General features: G+C 70.5%; 15 protein-coding genes. 3 read left to right on the top strand and 12 right to left on the bottom strand.

The genetic code is table 11. The features are described 5' to 3' along the window. Positions 1-8 precede the first annotated feature (8 nt). The 12 genes from purD to H5368_RS07705 form a co-directional block, all read right to left on the bottom strand. On the bottom strand, positions 9-1,295 hold the full coding sequence (gene purD / locus H5368_RS07760) for a phosphoribosylamine--glycine ligase (protein WP_182823000.1): 1,287 nt from the start codon (positions 1,293-1,295) through the stop codon (positions 9-11). An 82-nt stretch (positions 1,296-1,377) separates the two neighbouring features. Beyond that, a complete protein-coding gene (gene purH / locus H5368_RS07755; RefSeq protein WP_182822998.1) occupies positions 1,378-2,949 on the bottom strand; it encodes a bifunctional phosphoribosylaminoimidazolecarboxamide formyltransferase/IMP cyclohydrolase in 1,572 nt (523 codons plus the stop codon). A gap of 70 nt (positions 2,950-3,019) precedes the next feature. Then, on the bottom strand, positions 3,020-3,292 hold the full coding sequence (gene fis / locus H5368_RS07750) for a DNA-binding transcriptional regulator Fis (RefSeq protein ID WP_182822996.1): 273 nt from the start codon (positions 3,290-3,292) through the stop codon (positions 3,020-3,022). Between the two features lie 86 nt (positions 3,293-3,378). Then, the gene (locus H5368_RS07745; RefSeq protein ID WP_182822994.1) at positions 3,379-4,368 is read right to left on the bottom strand and encodes a DUF3426 domain-containing protein; all 990 of its coding nucleotides are present in this window, start codon (positions 4,366-4,368) and stop codon (positions 3,379-3,381) included. 41 nt (positions 4,369-4,409) lie between these two features. Continuing rightward, positions 4,410-5,336, bottom strand: a complete 927-nt coding sequence (gene prmA / locus H5368_RS07740) for a 50S ribosomal protein L11 methyltransferase (RefSeq protein ID WP_182822992.1) — start codon at positions 5,334-5,336, stop codon at positions 4,410-4,412. Between the two features lie 85 nt (positions 5,337-5,421). Then, a complete protein-coding gene (locus H5368_RS07735; RefSeq protein ID WP_182822990.1) occupies positions 5,422-7,422 on the bottom strand; it encodes a hypothetical protein in 2,001 nt (666 codons plus the stop codon). 143 nt (positions 7,423-7,565) lie between these two features. After that, positions 7,566-8,933, bottom strand: coding sequence for an acetyl-CoA carboxylase biotin carboxylase subunit (gene accC / locus H5368_RS07730; protein WP_182822988.1), 1,368 nt, complete (start codon positions 8,931-8,933; stop codon positions 7,566-7,568). Positions 8,934-8,943: 10 nt separating this feature from the next. Then, complete coding sequence (gene accB, locus H5368_RS07725) at positions 8,944-9,423, bottom strand: acetyl-CoA carboxylase biotin carboxyl carrier protein (protein WP_182822986.1); 480 nt, start codon at positions 9,421-9,423, stop codon at positions 8,944-8,946. Positions 9,424-9,484: 61 nt separating this feature from the next. Further along, on the bottom strand, positions 9,485-9,931 hold the full coding sequence (gene aroQ / locus H5368_RS07720; protein ID WP_182822984.1) for a type II 3-dehydroquinate dehydratase: 447 nt from the start codon (positions 9,929-9,931) through the stop codon (positions 9,485-9,487). Between the two features lie 121 nt (positions 9,932-10,052). Continuing rightward, a complete protein-coding gene (locus H5368_RS07715; protein WP_182822982.1) occupies positions 10,053-10,646 on the bottom strand; it encodes a TlpA disulfide reductase family protein in 594 nt (197 codons plus the stop codon). Further along, positions 10,646-13,033 carry a protein-disulfide reductase DsbD gene (locus H5368_RS07710; RefSeq protein ID WP_182822980.1) on the bottom strand — a complete coding sequence of 796 codons (2,388 nt, stop codon included), beginning with the start codon at positions 13,031-13,033 and terminating at the stop codon, positions 10,646-10,648. The genes H5368_RS07715 and H5368_RS07710 overlap by 1 nt, the downstream gene beginning before the upstream one ends. A gap of 209 nt (positions 13,034-13,242) precedes the next feature. After that, the gene (locus H5368_RS07705) at positions 13,243-15,141 is read right to left on the bottom strand and encodes an endonuclease (RefSeq protein ID WP_182822978.1); all 1,899 of its coding nucleotides are present in this window, start codon (positions 15,139-15,141) and stop codon (positions 13,243-13,245) included. Between the two features lie 196 nt (positions 15,142-15,337). On the opposite strand from H5368_RS07705, the gene H5368_RS07700 reads away from it, so the two are divergent. The 3 genes from H5368_RS07700 (at position 15,338) to groL (ending at position 17,970) form a co-directional block, all read left to right on the top strand. Further along, the gene (locus H5368_RS07700; protein WP_182822976.1) at positions 15,338-15,796 is read left to right on the top strand and encodes an acyloxyacyl hydrolase; all 459 of its coding nucleotides are present in this window, start codon (positions 15,338-15,340) and stop codon (positions 15,794-15,796) included. A 195-nt stretch (positions 15,797-15,991) separates the two neighbouring features. Further along, positions 15,992-16,279 (top strand): co-chaperone GroES, encoded by a 288-nt coding sequence (locus tag H5368_RS07695; protein WP_182822973.1) that lies wholly within the window; start codon positions 15,992-15,994, stop codon positions 16,277-16,279. A 50-nt stretch (positions 16,280-16,329) separates the two neighbouring features. After that, a complete protein-coding gene (groL, locus tag H5368_RS07690; RefSeq protein WP_182822971.1) occupies positions 16,330-17,970 on the top strand; it encodes a chaperonin GroEL in 1,641 nt (546 codons plus the stop codon). The last annotated feature ends 360 nt before the right edge of the window (positions 17,971-18,330 follow it).

Genomic DNA, 18,330 nt, shown 5'->3' with positions numbered 1-18,330 from the left:
TCCCGGCGTCAGCCGCGTTCGCGCGCGATCGCGCGCCAGCCGATGTCGTGGCGGTGGAACTCGCCGTGCCAGGAGATGCCGGCAAGCTCCGCATAGGCGCGCCGCTGCGCGTCGGCGACGCTGTCGCCCAGCGCGCACACGCACAGCACGCGGCCACCGGCGGTGACGGCCTGCCCGTCCTCGAGGCGGGTGCCGGCGTGGAACACACGGGTGTCGTCGAGGTCCGGAACGTCCCAGGCGTTGATGACGTCCCCCGTGCGCGGCGTGCCCGGATAGCCTTCGGCCGCCATCACCACGCCGAGCGCGGGCCGCGGATCCCAGCGCGCCTCCATCCCGGCCAGGCGGCCGTCGATGGCGGCCTGGATCAATGCCGCGAGGTCCGACTGCAGCCGCATCATCACCGGCTGGGTTTCGGGATCGCCGAAGCGCACGTTGAATTCGATGACCTTCGGCATGCCGTCGCCGTCGATCATCAGCCCCGCGTAAAGGAATCCGGTGAACGGGATGCCGTCGGCGGCCATGCCGCGCACGGTCGGTTCGATCACCTCGCGCATCACCCGCGCGTGCACCGCGGGCGTGACCACGGGTGCCGGCGAATACGCGCCCATGCCGCCGGTGTTGGGCCCGGTGTCGCCGTCGCCGACGCGCTTGTGGTCCTGGCTGGTGGCCATCGGCAGCGCGGTGGTGCCGTCGACGATGGCGATGAAGCTGGCTTCCTCGCCTTCGAGGAATTCCTCCACCACCACGCGCGCGCCGGCGTCGCCGAAGGCGTCGCCGGCGAGCATGTCGTCGATCGCCGCTTCCGCCTCGGCCAGCGTCATCGCCACGATCACGCCCTTGCCGGCGGCCAGGCCATCGGCCTTGACCACGATCGGCGCGCCATGCGCGCGCACGTGGGCGACCGCCTCGCCCGCATCGGTGAACACCGCGTAGTGCGCGGTGGGAATGCCGTGGCGTTCGAGGAACGCCTTGGCAAACGCCTTGCTGCCTTCCAGCTGCGCGGCCGCCGCGGTGGGCCCGAAGATGCGCAGCCCGGCGGCGCGGAACCGGTCGACGATGCCGGCGACCAGCGGCACCTCGGGGCCGACCAGGGTGAAGGCGACGGCTTCGTCCTGCGCCAGCTGCAGCAGCGCGTCCAGCTCGCTGACGGCGATGGCGACGTTGCGGCACTTGCCCTCGATGGCGGTGCCGGCGTTGCCGGGCGCGACCAGGACGTCGTGCACGTCCGGCGACTGCGCGAGCTTCCAGGCCAGCGCGTGCTCGCGGCCGCCGGAACCGATGACCAGGACTTTCATGTGTCGACCTCGCCGTTCAACTGGGTTGAGCATAGCCCCCTGAGTCAGGGGGCGATTCGCGCCGCAGGCGCGAATGGGGGTATCAATGCCTGAAGTGGCGCACGCCGGTGAACACCATGGCGAGGCCGTGCTCGTCGGCGGCGGCGATCACCTCGGCGTCGCGCATCGACCCACCCGGCTGGATCACCGCGCGGATGCCGGCCGCGGCCGCGGCGTCGATGCCGTCGCGGAACGGGAAGAACGCGTCCGACGCCATGACCGAACCCGGCACCACCAGCCCGGCCTCTTCGGCTTTCAGGCTGGCGATCTTCGCGCTCACCACGCGGCTCATCTGCCCCGCGCCGATGCCGACGGTGTACTGGCCGCTGGCATAGACGATCGCGTTCGACTTCACGAACTTCGCAACGCGCCAGGCGAACAGCAGGCTGTCGAGCTCCGCGGTGTCCGGCGCGCGCGCCGTGACCACGCGCAGCTCCTCGCGCGCGACCTCGCGATTGTCGGCGTCCTGCATGAGCAGGCCCGAGCCGACGCGCTTGACGTCCATCATGTTGCGGCCCGCACCGTGCGCGATGCGCAGCACGCGCACGTTGGCCTTGCGGCGCGCGACATCCAGCGCGCCCGCGTCGTAGTCCGGTGCGATCAGCACTTCGACGAACTGGCGGTCGAGGATCGCCTTGGCCGTCGCGGCGTCGAGCGTGCCGTTGAAGGCGATGATGCCGCCGAAGGCCGAGGTCGGGTCGGTGGCGTAGGCGAGCTCGTAGGCATCACCGCAGCCGGCGCCGGTGGCCACGCCGCAGGGATTGGCGTGCTTGACGATCACGCAGGCCGGCGCATCGAACTGGCGCACGCATTCCCAGGCGGCGTCGGCATCGGCGAGGTTGTTGTAGCTGAGCTCCTTGCCCTGCAGCTGCGTGAATGTCGCCAGCGTGCCCGGCACCGGATGCAGGTCGCGGTAGAACGCGCCACGCTGGTGCGGGTTCTCGCCATAGCGCAGGTCCATCACCTTCACGAAGCTGCCGTTGGCCTGCGCGGGAAACGCGCTGCGCGCGCCGTCGTCGCCGATCGAGGACAGGTAGTCGCTGATGCAGGCGTCGTACTGCGCCACGCGGTTGAACGCCGCCACCGACAGCGCGAAGCGCGTCTTCGCCGACAGCGTGCCGTCATGGGCGTCGAGTTCGGCGAGCACGCCCGCGTACTGCGCGGGATCTGTGGCCACGGCGACGCGCGCGAAGTTCTTCGCCGCGGAGCGCAGCATCGCCGGGCCGCCGATGTCGATGTTCTCGACGATGTCATCCAGGCTGCTCGCCGGATCCGCCGACACCCGCTCGAACGGGTACAGGTTCAGCACCAGCAGGTCGATCGCGGCGATCCCGTGTTCGGCCATCACCGCGTCGTCCACGCCGGCGCGCCCGAGCAGGCCACCGTGCACCACCGGGTGCAGGGTCTTGACGCGGCCATCCATCATTTCCGGGAAGCCGGTGGCGTCGGCGACGTCACGCACCGCCAGGCCGGCGTCGCGCAGCGTGCGCGCGGTACCGCCGGTGGAAAGGAGTTCGACACCGCGTGCGGCGAGCGCGCGCGCGAGGTCCAGCAGCCCGGTCTTGTCGGACACGGACAACAGGGCCCGGCGCAGGGGCAGGCGGTCGATGGTCATGGGGTGCGTACCGCAGCGGGAAAACGCCGATTATACGGCCGGGCCCGAAGCACCGGCCCTCGCAGCCGCGTCAGACGATGCCGTAGTCGCGCAGCTTGCGGCGCAGGGTGGCGCGATGGATGCCGAGGATCGCCGCGGCGCGGCTCTGGTTGCCCTCGCAGTGGTTCAGGACCTCGACGAACAGCGGGATCTCGAGCTCGCGCAAGGCGATCTCGTAGAGATTCTTGGCGTCGCGGCCGTCGAGGTCGCGGATGTAGCGGCGCACCGCGTTCGCGACGTGCTCGCGCAGCGGCGGACGCGGCGTGCCGCGCGCATGCGGCTCGGAATGGTCGGCAGCGTTCAAGAGGGCCCCGGAAGCACCACGCCCTGGTGGCGCGGATCGTCGTCGAGTCTAGCGCGCGCCCGGCGGGCACGCCAAATGGCGTGCCGTCAGCGGAAGTCGAACATGAAGGCGACCGCGCCGCGGCCCGGCTCGCGCACGTCCATGCGGATCACCGCGCCGGCACCGCTGTCGACCAGCGCGTTCTCCGGCGCCTGTCCGAGGTATTCGGCGGGTGCGAACGCGCGCGTGCCGAGTGGCCGGCCATCGACGTCGGACAGCGTCAGCACCACCTCCGGCCACGCCTGCGGCCACGTGGCGTTGTTGCGGAAACTGGCGGTGATGCGCAGCGTGTCGGCGCGCTGCGGATGCGGGCGCACGTCACGTTCCAGCAGCGCGAAGGCGGCGGGCTCGCGCCACGGCGGCAGCGAACAGCGCAGCAGCGCGCAGGTGCGCGCCACGACCGGGCGCCACGCCGGGTCGGCGGCCAGGCGTGCGCGATCGGCGAGAAGCCACTGCACGCCCAGCAGCACGGCCAGGCCGACGATGGCCGCCGGCATCACCCAGCGGCGTCCGGCTGGCGCATCGGCGGCGATGCGGCGGGCGCGCGCGAAGCTCGGCGCGGGCTTGCCGCCGCGGCGCGACGGTGGCGGCGGGTCGGCCGGTGACTCCACGGCATCGGAGCGTGCGGGCGCGTCCGCGGCTGCGGATGCGACCGCGGCCTCGGACGAGGCCGCGGGGTGGGGCGCGGCGTCGGCGGCTATCGGAGCTGCCGCGTCAGGTGGCGGCGCGTCGCCCTCGGCTGCGACATCGCTGCCGGTGCGCAGCAACGAGGCCACCGAAACCGCGGGCTGCGCGAGCAGGGCGGCGTGCGCGTCGCGCGCGGGTCCGAAGGCATCCTCGATCGCCGCGGCCACGCCGCTGCGCGCGGCGTCGATCGCGGCGGCGTCGGGGCCGCGCATGTCATCCGCCTGCTGCGACGGCTCCGCCGGCTGCCCGGCATCGAGCTGTGCAGCACAGCGCGGGCAGCGCGGCGGCGGCAGGTCGGTGGCCGGATCGGTGGCGATCAGGCCGCGGCAATGCGGGCAGTTGATGAACATGGCGGCTATTCAAGCATGCGCGGCGGATGCCGTGCAGGGGCTCAGGCGTCGCCGCGGCGCACGCCGTCGATGCGCACCCAGTCGCCGTCGATGGTCACGTCGAGTGCGTCGAACCAGGCGCCGTAGCGCGCGAGCAGCGCGTCCTGCTGGCCGTCGAGGATGCCCGACAGCGCCAGTCGGCCACCCGGCGCCACGCGTGCGGCGATGGTGTCGGCCAGCGCATCGAGCGCGGAGGCGAGGATGTTGGCCACCAGCACCGGCCAGGTGCCGGCCGGCGCGTCGCCCGGCGCGAACACCGCCAGGCGCGCGGCGACGCCGTTGCGCGCGGCGTTGTCGTGCGTGGCGAGCAGCGCCTGCGGGTCGTTGTCGATGCCGGTGGCGTGGGCCGCGCCCAGCTTCAGCGCGGCGAGCGCGAGGATGCCGCTGCCACAGCCGAAATCGAGCACGCGCGCGCCGGCGAGTACGCCTTCCGCGGCCAGCCCGTCCAGCCAGCGCAGGCACAGCGCGGTGGTCGGGTGGGTGCCGGAGCCGAACGCCAGGCCGGGGTCCAGGCGCACCACCGCGGCGTCGGCGCCGGCGGCATCGTCCGGCAGTTCGCGGTTCCAGGGCACGATCCAGGTGCGCTCGCCAAAGCGCAGCGGTTCGTACTGGTCCATCCACGCGCGCTCCCAGTCCTGGTCCTCGACGCGTCGGAACGCCACGCGTGCCCAGTCCAGCTCCGGGTCGAAGCTTTCCAGCGCGGCGAGCAGCAGCAGCGCGTCGGCATCGTGCGCGAACAGCGCGGTCAGGCTGATGTCGTCCCACAGCGGCGTCTCGCCGACGCCGGGCTCGAGGATGGCGTGTTCGTTGCTGGTGCCGGCATCGGCATCGAGCATGGTCACCGCCAGCGCGCCGACGTCGTCGAGCGCGTGTTCGTAGCGGGCCTGCTCGGATTCGCGGCAGCGCAGGGTCAGTTCGAGGAAGGGCATCGCACGCCACCGTGACCTGGGGCGAGCATGGTACGGCCTTGCCGGCGTGGAAGCCGGCCCGGGATCGCCCGGGCCGGCCAGTGCCTCAGGTTCCGGGCACCAGGGTGGCGACCTGGAAGCTGCGCGGTCGCGTGGCACCGTCGGCGCGCAGGGTGGCGACGCCGTTTGCCGGGGCCTTGGTGGACATCAGCGTGAACGAATGCAGCACGCCCCAGGACAGCGAGTTGCCGCCGGACGCATCGCTCCAGCCGATCAGGTTGGCGCCGGTGGCAAACTGCCAGTCATTGCCGGCGTTGGTGTCGCCGTCGCGGAACACCGTGCCCGACACCTGGGCGCCGGCGCTGGTGGCCAGCGAGAAGCCATCGAAGCCCTGGCTGTTGGACACGCGGATGTTCGGGTTGGTGCCGGTGATCTCGGCGAACGCGAACTCGAAATTCATCACCGCGTAGTGGTACTGCCACAGACCGCTCGGCAGGCGCTTGGCCTTCACCGCCACCTTGGCGCGCGATGCCTCGGTCACGAGTTCGGTCATGAGCGTGCGCTCGAACCTCGCCCCCAGCTTGGGGTTGCGCGGGTTGGTCGGCGCCTGGCCCTGCGCGAACCAGCGGTCGATCGCCGGACCCAGGCGTTCGCTGCCGTTGCTGGCGTTCCAGGTGGAGCCCGTCCAGGACGGCGTGACCGCGCGCGAGGACATCGAGTTGTAGATGTTGATGTCCTCGCGCGCGAGGTACCAGGACTCGTACATCCAGGTCGCGCCCGGATGCAGCGTCGGCGCGATCTGCGATTCACGCACCACCATGCGCTCCCAGTACTGGTCGCCGGGGCCGGTGTCCATCACGCCATTGCAGTCGGGGTCGAAGGTCGAGCCGCAGCGGCCCCACAGCCCGCTGGACGGCACGATCTCGCTGCGCGGCGACAGGCCCTGGGTGTAATCGTTGTTGCCGGCCGAGTAGGTGTCGGTGCAGCCGCGGCCGAGGGCATGGCCGTGGTGGTCACCGCTGTCCAGGCAGCTGCCGTTGGTGGTCAGGTAGGCCTGCTTCACGCCGGAGCGGCCGATCTGCTCGATGCTGCCGTCGGCGTTGGTGCGGTACATGTTCCAGATGAGGTAGGGGTGCTGGTCGTTCTGGTACGGCGGCGAGGGCGCGGTGAACTTCTGGTACCACGGGATGGTGGCGGTCCAGCGCGCGCTGCTGGTGCCGAGCGGGTCGCCGGGCACGGTGGCGGCGATGTTGCCTTCGTTGACGTTGTTCTTCAGCGTCGACGACGGCGTGAACACCACCTGGCCATTGCCGTTCGGGCCGCTGCAGCCCTGGCAGCGGGTGTAGTACAGCGTGGTGTCCCTCATGAACAGGTCGTTCTGGTAGATGCCGCCGTCCGGGGCCGGGGCGCCATGCCAGGTGATGTAATTGGCCTGCGGGCGCGTACCGCCGCTGCCGCGCACCTGCACGGTGGCGTCGAGCTGCACCTCGCCGATCGGCCAGCCGGCGGCGTACGGCGCGCCGATCCGCCTGGCCAGCCGCTCGCTGATCATGATGTCGGACGAGCCGATGGTGAGGGCCGCGGGGTCGTCGAGCAGCTCGTGCATCACGCGGTCGACGTGGAACCAGGCTACGCCGTCGGCACCGACCAGGTCGAACTCCGGCTCGGCACCCGCCGCGACCTTGCGCGGCACCAGGCGGAAGCCGTCGAGGTCGATGCTGCCGTCGCGCACTTCAAGCGTGTAGCCGCCGCGCGCCTGCAACGCGCCGCCGGTCATCTCGCGTGCATAGCCGTTGACCACGTTGAAGCGCAGCTGGGAGAACGGCTGCAGCGCGAAACGTTCGGAGCCGTCGCCGGCGCGCGTGCCGAGCACCGATGCGGGACGTATGCGGATGCCGAGGTCGGCGGCGAGGTCGGTGTTCCAGCGGATGCCGATGTCGCCGCCGGCCGCGGCCCATGGCCTGGCGTGGACATCGCCCGCCGCGGGCTTGGCGATCGCAGTGCGCGCCTGCGACTGCGCGAGCGCGGTGGCGGTGGTGCCGGCCATGCCGGCCGCCAGCAGACCGCCGATCACGACGGGTAGGACGTTCTTCCTGCAAAGACGCATCGGTTCTCTCTCCCTTGCACGTGATGCCGGCCCCCCCGGTCCGACGAGCGTCCGAGCATATGCGAGAAAAGGGCGGGTCTACCACGTTCGCCGGCGCAGGGTGCGCCGGCGGAGCGAGGGGCGGTGGCCGCCCCTCGCGCGCATCACAGGATCGAGAGCGCCATGTCCTTGCGCTCGGACAGCCGCTTCTCGAGGTAGTGGATGTTCTGTCCACCATCCTCGAAGCCGCGGTCGGCGAGGATGCGCTGCTGCAGCGCGATGTTGGTCTTGATGCCATCGACCACCATCTCCGACAGCGCCACGCGCATGCGGCAGATCGCCTGCTCGCGCGTCGCGCCGTGCACGATCAGCTTGCCGATCATCGAGTCGTAGTTGGCGGGCACGCGATAGCCCTCGTAGATGTGCGAGTCCACGCGCACGCCCGGCCCGCCCGGGGCGTGGAAGTGCTGGATCAGTCCGGGCGAGGGCAGGAAGCTGTCCGGGTCCTCGGCGTTGATGCGGCACTCGATGGCATGGCCGTTGAGCACCACGTCCTCCTGGCGGATCGACAGCGGCCGGCCGGACGCGATCAGCAGCTGTTCGCGGATCAGGTCGATGCCGGTGACCATCTCGGTGACCGGGTGCTCCACCTGGATGCGGGTGTTCATCTCGATGAAGTAGAAGCGCCCGTCCTCGTACAGGAACTCGAACGTGCCCGCGCCGCGGTAGCCGATGCGGATGCAGGCCTCGACGCACACCTTGCCGATCCCGGCGCGCTGCTCCGGCGTGATGCCCGGCGCCGGCGCTTCCTCGACCACCTTCTGGTGGCGGCGCTGCATCGAGCAGTCGCGTTCGCCGAGGTGGATGGCGTTGCCCTGGCCGTCGGCCAGCACCTGGATCTCCACGTGGCGCGGGTTTTCCAGGAATTTCTCCATGTAGACCATGTCGTTGCCGAACGCGGCCTTGGCCTCGGCCTTGGTGGTCTGGATGGCGGTGAGCAGCGCGGCTTCGGTATGCACCACGCGCATGCCGCGCCCGCCGCCACCGCCGGAGGCCTTCACGATCACCGGGTAGCCGATCTGGCGGCCGATCTTGACGTTGGCATCCGGCTCGTCGCCCAGCGGGCCGCCGCTGCCGGGCACGCAAGGCACGCCGGCCTCCTGCATGGCGCGGATCGCCTCCACCTTGTCGCCCATCAGGCGGATGGTCTCCGCCCGCGGGCCGATGAACACGAAGCCGGACTGCTCGACGCGCTCGGCGAAGTCCGCGTTCTCTGCGAGGAAGCCGTAGCCGGGGTGGATCGCCTGCGCATCGGTGACCTCGGCGGCGGCGATGATGCTGGCCATGTCGAGGTAGCTCTGCTGCGATGGCGCCGGCCCGATGCACACCGATTCATCGGCCATCGCCACGTGCTTGAGGTTGCGGTCGACGGTGGAGTGCACCGCGACCGTGCGGATGCCGAGCGCATGGCAGGCGCGCAGGATGCGTAGCGCGATCTCGCCGCGGTTGGCGATGACGACCTTGTCGAGCATGGTCCGCGCCTCAGCCGATCACAAACAGCGGCTGGTCGAACTCGACCGGCTGGCCGCTCTCGCCGAGCACGGCGAGCACGGTGCCTGCGACGTCGGCCTCGATCGGGTTGAACATCTTCATCGCCTCGATGATGCCCAGCGTCTCGCCGGCCTTGACCGCCTGGCCCACGGTGACGAAGGCCGGCTTGTCGGGCGCCGGCGACGAGTAGAAGGTGCCGACCATCGGCGAGCGCACGACGTGGCCGTCAGGCAAGGCCGGCCCGCTCGGCTCGGCTGCACCCGGGCGACCGCCGGTCGCGGCCTCGACCGGCGACTGCATCGGCATTGCCGGGCCGCGGTGGTAGTCCGCAGGTGCCGGCGCGGACATCGCCGCCGTGCCGCGCGGGATGCGGGCCAGGCGCACCGACTCCTCGCCCTCCTTGATCTCGATCTCGGCGAGGTTGGATTCCTCGAGCAGGTCGATCAGCTTCTTGATTTTTCTCAGGTCCATGCGGGCCTCGTCTGGTGGTGTCCGCGCAGGTGCGCAGGCGATGGGAATGGGGTGTGGAAGGTCAGGGCGTGCTGCCAAGGCGCGGCAGGGCCGCATCCAGGGCGAGCGCGTAACTGGTGGCACCAAAGCCGCAGACCACGCCGACGGCCAGGTCGCTGAAGTAGCTCTGGCGCCGGAACGGCTCGCGGGCATGCGGGTTGGACAGGTGCACCTCGATGAAGGGCAGGGCGACCGCGGCCAGAGCGTCGCGCAGGGCCACCGAGGTATGGGTGAAGGCGGCGGGATTGACCAGCAGGAAGCCGGTGCCGTCCCCGGCGGCGGCCTGGACGCGCTCGACCAGCACGTGCTCGGCGTTGGACTGCAGGCTCTCGAACGCGTGCCCGGCCGCCTCCACCCGGGCGCGCAGCGCGGCGTCGATCGTCGCCAGCGTGTCGCGGCCATAGATCTCCGGCTCGCGGCTGCCGAGCAGGTTGAGGTTGGGTCCATGGAGGACGAGGAGCTTGCCCATTCGTTGCCGCACGGCCTGTGGCCAAAACGGCGGCCAGTCTGCGCCAAGCGTCCGATCGTGTCCAGATCGCAGAAGTTGCGCCAAATATGGCTGTTTTAAGCGACCGTTTGAGTCGCTGCGCTCAGGGCTTCGCCCAGCCGCTGATTTCGCCATGCGTGAATGGGCCGATGCGCTGTTTCAGCAGGCGTCCATCGGACCCGATCAGCACCGTGTACGGCAGCACGCCCCGCGGGTTGCCCAGCTGCACCCCGGCGTCGCGCGGCCCGGGGATATCGATGGCGATCGGGTAGCTCACCGGGATGCGCGTGAGAAAGTCCTCCACGGCGTTTTGGTCGTCGAGCGCGATTCCGATCACTTGCACGCCATTGGCACCCTGTTCGACGGCGAAGCGTTCCAGTTCCGGCATTTCCTCGATGCAGGGGCCACACCAGCTGGCCCACAGGTTGACCAGCAGGGGGCGGCCGGCTGCGTGGTCCGGGATGAGGATCGGGCTGCCATCCAGGCCGGGCAGGGTGAGCGCGGGCACCGGCTCACCGCGGACCGCGACCTGCAGTCCGTCAGGCGCAAGCGGCGCGACGGCCGTCATCGCACCCTGGAGCGCGCGCTGCCCGAACTCGGTGCGCAGCAGTGGGCCCGGGCCGTTCACGGCCAGGCCGGCGACGATCCCCAGCACGCCCGCGGCCAGCGCCGCCAGCACCACGGTGCGCGTGCGCATCAGCGTGCCGCCCGTTCGATCGCGGCCACCGTGCTGCTGCGGTCCAGCACCGCCGGCAGCACCTCGCCCGCCCCGCCGCCGCGCGGGTACACCACGTACAGCGGCACGCCGACCGCGCGGTGCGCGGCCAGGAACGCGCTGATCTCCGGATCCACGTTGGTCCAGTCGCCGACCATGTAGGTGGCGCCGGCGCGCTGCAGCGCGTCGCGGAACGCGGCGCTGGACAGCGTGCCGCGTTCGTTGGCCTTGCAGGTCACGCACCAGTCGGCGGTCATGTTCACGAACACCACGCGCCCTTCGTCGCGCAGCGCCTGCAGGCGCGCGGCGGAGTAGGCGACGGTGGCCTCGCCGGCCTGCTGCGGCGCGCGGTCGGGCGGCGGCATGCGGGTGACCAGCCACACCGGGGCGAGCGCCACCAGCAACAGGGCGAGCGCGGGCAGGCGCCGCCAGCCACCGCGCATGCGCGCGCGCTCGAACCACCACAGGGCGAGCGCCATCAACGCCACGCCGATCGCCACCAGCGCCATCGCGTCGACGCCGCGCTGCTTGCCGAGCACCCAGGCCAGCCAGATCGCGGTCAGGTACATCGGGAACGCCAGCACCTGCTTCAGCGTCTCCATCCAGGCGCCGGGCTTCGGCAGCCGCTCCGCCAGCCCCGGCACGAAGCCGACCAGCAGGAACGGCAGCGCCAGCCCGAGGCCGAGCGCCAGGAACACGGCCAGTGCCACCACGGTGGGCGCGGCAAACGCGAACGCGAGCGCGCCGCCCATGAACGGCGCGATGCAGGGGCTGGCCACCACGCAGGCCAGCACGCCGGTGAAGAAGTCGCCCAGCGGCCCGCTGCGCGTCGCCAGGCCGCGACCCAGGTTGGCACTGCCACCGATGGTGAACACGCCCGACAGGCTCAGTCCGACCGCGGCCATCAGCAGGACCAGCGCGGCCACGAAGCCCGGCTGCTGCAGCTGGAACCCCCAGCCCAGCGCCTGGCCCGCGGCGCGCAGCGCGATCACCAGCAGGCCGATCACCGCAAACGCGGACAGCACGCCGGCGGTGTACCAGAGCGCGTGGCGCCGCGCCGCGCCGCGGTCGGCACCGGTCTGCGCGATCCCCAGCACCTTCAGCGACAGGATGGGCAGCACGCAAGGCATGACGTTGAGCAGCAGGCCGCCGACGAGTGCCAGCAGCAGCGCGGCCAGCACGCCGGTGGCCGCCGTGGCCGGTGGCGTGCTGCGCGCGGCGTTGTCGCCGGCGGCATCCGCGCTGGACGCGGGCGCGCCCGGCTCCGCGGCCGGGTCGTCAAGACCGCCGCTGGTGGACAGCGTGCCCGCCGCGGTGTCGCCTGGCCCGGCGGCGGGAGCGCCGGCGCCGCTGGAACTTCCCTCGGGGGGCGCGGCAGCGGGCGGCGTGGCGGCGCCTGGCGACGCGATCGGCGTCGCCGCCAGGGGCGATGCCGGCGTAACCGTCCCGGCGGGCAGCGACAGGCGCACGCTGCGCGTCATCGGCGGGTAGCAGATGCCCTCGTCCTGGCAGCCCTGGAATGTGGCGGTCAGGGTGGCCTGGCGGGCTTCGCCATGTGTGCGCAGCAGTGGCAGCGGCACATCGACCTGGTCGAAATAAACCACCACGTCGCCGAAGTGTTCGTCGTGGTGCGACACGCCGCGCGGCCAGCGCGGGGCTGCGGGCGTGATGCCGTCGGCGTGCAGCTGGAAACTGCTGCGGTCGCGGTACAGGTAATAACCGGGTGCCGGGGTGAAGCGCATCAGCACGGTGTTGCCGTCGCCGGCGATCGCCTCGAACGCGAAGGCCTGCTCCTGCGGCAGCGGCAAGGCGTCGGCCTTGCCTCCCAGCGGCCGGGCCGCAGCGCCGGCCTGCGCGGTGCCACCGCCAAGCGTGCGGCCGAGCGCGGCAAAGCCGGCGTCGGGTGCCGCCGGTGATCGCGACCCCGGCAGCGCCACGGTGACCGTGCGTGTCTGTGGCGGATAGCAGACGCCGAGGTCGGCGCAGCCCTGGTAGCGCACCTTCAGGCGCGTGCTGCCGGCAGTGCCGGCCTGTCCGGTGAGCACCGCTGCCACGCGGCCACGGTAGGTTTCGACCTCGCCAAAGAATTCGTCGGTGTGCCGGCGCCCGGCCGGCAGCTGCAGGCCGCGGGCATCCACGTCAAAGCCGGCGTCGAGCGGTTCGGCGCCCATGCGGTGGCGGTACAGGTAATAGCCGTCGGCGATCGTCCAGGCGAGTTCGATGCGCCCCGCGTCGGTCGCCTCGGCGCGCAGCACGAAGGCCTCGTCGACCGGCAACAGGTCGTCGACGTCGACGGCGGCAATGGCCGCGCATGGCAGGACAAGCAGGGCGAGCGCCAGGCAGGTGCGGCGCCAGCCTGCGGCAGACATGAGGGAGTGGACGTTCAACGTGCGCCAGCTGCGGGAAGGGCAGCCTAGGGTAGCGGAGACGTGGCCCGCGGACAGGCGGAGCATCGGGATCGGCAGGCCCTGGGACACTCAGTTCCGCAGGCCCGGTGCATCGGGCAGGCCGGCGGTTGCCGCCGGCATGCCATGCGAGGGCCGGCAACCCCGGCCGGCCTCGCAGGTGGAACCTTGCCTCAGCGCACAGCGCGCCGGATCGCCGGTGCCGACACCTTCACCGGCGCAGCGGCCGCCTTCGGCGGCGTGGCCGTGGTGGCCGGGCGGTACGGCGGGCGCAGCTTCGGGTTGCGCGGGGTGACGGGCGTGGGCGTGCCGAGTTCGCAGACGGTCGGCGTGGTGGAGGTGAACAACGCGTTGCTCGCCCACTCCGGGTGGTCGATGAACGGGTTGCGGTTGCCCTGGTACGCGGCGACCACTTCGTTGCGCGCGCGCTCGGCGTCATCCGGCGGATCGCCGGCGTGCCAGTCGAGCAGGGTGGACAGCATGCCCATGTAGGCCGGCGACGACGACGTGCCCACGATCAGGCTGCGGTTGTCGGTGAGCTCGAGGTCGGGTTCGGCCTGGTTGTTGGTCGGGTGCGTGCCGCCTTCGTAGCGGATCGCCATGTACAGCACCGCGCGCGCCATGTCGCCCTTGCGCGCACCCCAGGCTTCGAACGAGCCCTGGTTGCCGTTCGGCCCCTTGAACCAGTTCGAATTGCCGGGATACGTGCCGCTGCCGCCACCACGGCCATTGTTGGCCTCGGTGACGCGCTCGGCACAGCCCGACGCCTGGGTGCAGTTGTCGAACGGCATGTTGCCGCGGTTCGAGTTGTAGCCCTCGTCGCTCAGGTACAGCATGTGTGCGTCGGTGTAGGGCGCGTTGGGGAAGCCCAGGTTGCCGGTGGTGGCGGGGAAGCCCAGCGAGTTCGGCCAGGTGTGTTCGCGGTTGTACTTGTTGCTGCCGCCGCTGCCGGCGCGGTCGGTGCCCTTGGTGTAGCTGCGGTTGCGGTAGACGTCGAGGATCTTGCCGGCGTCGTTCGGGTCCTCGTCGGCGATCTCGAGGATCGTCCAGGTGCTGGTGCCGCTGCCGCTGTACGGATAGGCCACGTGGCCCTTGATGGTCGCATGCAGCGAGCAGCGCAGCTGGCCGGGGCTGGAGGTGTTCACCAGGCCGTAGTAGCCCTCGCCGCCGTTGCCGCCGCCGCGCGGCAGCTTCACCTTGAACGACACTGCGGTATCGGCTTCAGGCGCGGCGCCGTCGAGGTCGGCGATGTGCGTCGCGTCGACCAGCAGCGAGCACGCCTGGCCGGGCACAAGCGGCCTGGCCGGCGTGAGCGCGAAGGTGGTCGCCTGCGCGACATGGTCGAGGTCGAGGCGCTGGCGGCGCAGGCCGTCGCAGGCCAGCACGAACGCGCCGGCCTGGGCGACCACCGGCTCGCTGAAGGTCACGCTGAGGTCCGCGGCGTACGGGAAGTCGGTGCCGCCGTCGACCGGGAAGGTGGTGGTGACGCGCGGCGCGGCATTGCCGGCTTCGCCGAAGGACTGGTCGTTGTTGCAGGTACCGAAGGTCTGCGTGGCCGAGTCGGCCCAGCTGAAGTCGGCATAGGCGTTGCCGGTGCCGCCGAGCTGCAGCGACGTGCCGAGCGGGGCGGTGCTGGCCTCGGCCACGCCGATGTCGGTGCTGGTCAGGCCGGCGGCCGGACCGTTGAGGGCGGTCATCGTGCCTTCGTAGCTCAGGAACTGGACCACGTTGCCCTGCGGGTCGACCAGGGCGATGCCGTCCGGCGATCCGTTCTGCAGGCCGTCCAGCGGATAGTTGATGGTGGCCAGCCGCACCTGGCCGCCGCACGCGACCAGGTTGCCCGCGGGCACCGGGGTCGTGGAGTAGCTGCTGTTGTTGCTGCCGTTGTAGAGCACGACCTGGTAGCCGGCCAGGCTTTCGCCCGCGCTGGCGACGATCTCGATCGCCTCGCCTGCGTCGGTGCCGGCGTTGTCGTAGTGGATCTCGTTGACGAAGACATCGGCATTTGCCGGAAGTGCCGCGAACGCGGCCAGCGCGATCGCGCAGCGGACCGCCAGTGTGGAACGACGCATAGGTGACTCCCCTTGTGAAGCCGGCGAGGGTACCCCGCGCATATGACGGTTGCCACAGTGCGCTGGACGCAGCATTCCATCCGCCTGCACGCAAGCGTGACGCCCGCCCCGTATCGTGTGCCTTCCCCCGCATTCAGTCCGATCGATGCCGCTTCCGCTCCCCGTTTCCAGGGCCTGCGCCGGCCTTGCCCTCGTCTTGCTGGGCCTTGCCCCCGGCCTCGCGCCCGCCCGCGAGTCGCCCGACGTCGAGGTCGCGCTCGGCGCGTCCAACACCACCGACCGCGAGTTCACGGCGGTCGCCTCCGTGGCCTGGCTGCCGGAACTTCGGCGCATGTCAAACGCGGTGCTGCGTGCCGAGGCCGGTGCGGTGCTGGTCGACGGGCGTGGCCACGTCGTGGGCCGGGATCTCGATGAGAGCGTGGTGGTGGGTCATGTCGGCCTGCGCTACGAGCGCACCGACAACGGCCTGACGCTGGGCGCCGGCGTCGGCGGGCAAGCGGGCGAGACCGATGCGCTGTCGGGCGATGTGCAGTTCATCACCACCGGCGGCTGGCGCTGGGAACGCTTCTCGCTGCTGGTGCGCCACATCTCCAACGCCAGCCTCGACTCGCCCAACGACGGCGAGACCATGCTCGTGGCCGCCTGGCGTTTTTGAGCGAAGGATCCTGCGCCGCGGCGCATCTTTTGTTCGCCAGCCCTTGATCCGGGCCTCTCCCGCCCCATCTTCCGTGCATCCCGGCCTTGCCGGGTTTTCGCGGCCAGGGTTTTGGCACTCGGCAGGGCCGACTGCTAGAATTCGCGCCCGTTACCCCTGTTTATTCAACCCAATCAACAACTTGTGAGGATCGCCATGAACCTGAAGCCGCTCTATGACCGCGTGGTCATCAAGCCCATCGAAGCCGACGAAGTCTCCGCCGGCGGCATCCTGATCCCGGACAACGCCAAGGAAAAGCCCACCAAGGGCGAAGTCGTCGCCGTCGGCGAAGGCAAGGCCCTCGACAACGGCAGCCTGCGCGCGCCGAAGGTCAAGGTCGGCGACAAGGTCATCTACGGCCAGTACTCGGGCTCCGCCTACAAGCTGGAAGGCGTCGAATACAAGATCGTGCGCGAAGACGACATCCTCGCCGTCCTCGGCTGAGCCCCGCGCCACCCTTCTTCCACCCCTGATCCCAATTCGAGGTAATTCCAATGTCCGCCAAGGAAATCCGTTTCGGTGAGGACGCGCGCGCAAAGATGGTGCGCGGCGTCAACATTCTCGCCAATGCCGTCAAGGCAACCCTCGGCCCGAAGGGCCGCAATGTCGTGCTCGAGAAGAGCTACGGCGCCCCCACGATCACCAAGGACGGCGTGTCCGTCGCCAAGGAGATCGAGCTCGCCGACAAGTTCGAGAACATGGGCGCGCAGATGGTGAAGGAAGTCGCGTCCAAGACCTCCGACAACGCCGGTGACGGCACCACCACCGCGACCGTGCTGGCGCAGGCGCTGATCCGCGAGGGTTCCAAGGCGGTCGCCGCCGGCATGAACCCGATGGACCTCAAGCGCGGCATCGACCAGGCCGTCAAGGCCGCCGTCGCCGAGCTGAAGGCCATGTCCAAGCCCACCGCCGACGACAAGGCGATCGCCCAGGTCGGCACGATCTCGGCCAACTCCGACGAGTCGATCGGCACGATCATCGCCGACGCGATGAAGAAGGTCGGCAAGGAAGGCGTGATCACCGTTGAGGAAGGCTCGGGCCTCGACAACGAGCTCGACGTCGTCGAGGGCATGCAGTTCGACCGCGGCTACCTGTCGCCGTACTTCATCAACAACCAGCAGTCGATGTCGGCGGACCTGGATGACCCGTTCATCCTGCTGCACGACAAGAAGATCTCCAATGTCCGTGACCTGCTCCCGGTCCTGGAAGGCGTGGCCAAGTCGGGCAAGCCGCTGCTGATCGTCGCCGAGGAAGTCGAAGGCGAGGCCCTGGCCACGCTGGTCGTCAACACCATCCGCGGCATCGTGAAGGTCGTGGCCGTCAAGGCGCCGGGCTTCGGCGACCGTCGCAAGGCGATGCTGGAAGACATGGCCATCCTGACCGGCGGCACCGTGATCTCCGAGGAAGTCGGCCTCTCGCTCGAGAAGGCGACCATCAAGGACCTCGGCCGCGCGAAGAAGATCCAGGTCTCCAAGGAGAACACCACGATCATCGACGGCGCCGGCGAATCGTCGGGCATCGAAGGCCGCATCAAGCAGATCAAGGCGCAGATCGAGGACACGTCCTCCGACTACGACAAGGAAAAGCTGCAGGAGCGCGTTGCCAAGCTGGCCGGCGGCGTGGCGGTGATCAAGGTCGGTGCCTCGACCGAGATCGAGATGAAGGAAAAGAAGGCCCGCGTCGAAGACGCCCTGCACGCCACGCGCGCTGCTGTGGAAGAAGGGGTGGTCCCGGGCGGCGGCGTTGCGCTGGTGCGCGCGCTGCAGGCCATCGGCGAGCTGAAGGGTGCCAACGAAGACCAGAACCACGGCATCGTGATCGCCCTGCGCGCCATGGAAGCCCCGCTGCGCGAGATCGTCACCAACTGCGGTGAAGAGCCGAGCGTGGTGCTGAACAAGGTCAAGGACGGCACCGGCAACTACGGCTACAACGCGCAGACCGGCGAATACGGCGACATGATCGCGTTCGGCATCCTGGACCCGACCAAGGTCACCCGTTCGGCGCTGCAGAACGCGGCCTCGATCGCCGGCCTGATGATCACCACCGAAGCGATGGTGGCGGAGCTGCCGAAGAAGGACGAGCCGGCCATGCAGGGCGGCGGCGACATGGGCGGCATGGGCGGCATGGGCTTCTAAACCACACCCCACGCAAGACCCGCGAAACGAAAGCCCCCGCAGAGATGCGGGGGCTTTTTTTGTGGTGGTCCTGTGGTGGCCCTCTGGTGGCCGTGAGGCCTTCGCGGCTCATGTCCCCCGGCATCCGCCTGGCGGCGGATGCCTCCTCCTTGACTTCCCCGCGAAGGCCTCACGGCCACTTCGGGGCTCTGTGGCGGCTGCCAGTTAGGGACCATGCGCGGGATCGCGGGGAGTGCTTTCAAACCACCGCGTACTGCGGCGCACCGGGTGCCAAGGCCCTTGAGGGGGAAGTCAAGGAGGAGGCGATGGCCGCAAGGCCGTCGCCGGGGGACATGAGCCCTCAAGGGCCTTGGTACCCGG

The sequence above is a fragment of the Luteimonas sp. MC1782 genome, assembly GCF_014164605.1.
Classification (GTDB): Bacteria; Pseudomonadota; Gammaproteobacteria; order Xanthomonadales; family Xanthomonadaceae; genus Luteimonas.
The sequence above is the reverse complement of the archived record's forward strand: the minus strand, read 5'-3'. Positions and strand labels throughout refer to the sequence as shown.